Source organism: Psychroserpens mesophilus, from assembly GCF_050617655.1.
Taxonomy (GTDB): Bacteria; Bacteroidota; Bacteroidia; order Flavobacteriales; family Flavobacteriaceae; genus Psychroserpens; species Psychroserpens mesophilus_A.
Genome location: NZ_JBODQC010000249.1, coordinates 1 through 261 on the forward strand (window position 1 = coordinate 1; position 261 = coordinate 261).

The window sequence follows — 261 nt, forward strand, 5'->3', positions numbered from 1 at the left end:
GGCGCCGCAGGCGCTGCTGGGTATCCGCATGCCGCTGCTGTCACTGGCAACCTTCGTCGCGCTGACCAGCGTTGTGCTGCATGGCGTGCATCAGTGGGGCGGCCTGTCGTGGAACGCGTCGATGATCCGCTTCAGCCTGGCGCAGACCAGCCTGACCGTGCTGTGGAGCGTGCTCGGCGTGATTGCCTGGGTGTGGGGATCGCGCCGTGGCCAGCGCGTGTTGTGGATGGTCGGTGCCGTGCTGATGGGCGTGGTGCTGGC

Annotated in this window: 1 protein-coding gene; it reads left to right on the plus strand. The window is 68.2% G+C overall.

Annotated features, from left to right (window positions below; translation table 11 throughout):
• Positions 1–261 (plus strand): DUF2339 domain-containing protein (locus ACRHNM_RS17155; RefSeq protein ID WP_431137854.1); only part of this gene is annotated, 261 nt, incomplete at both ends.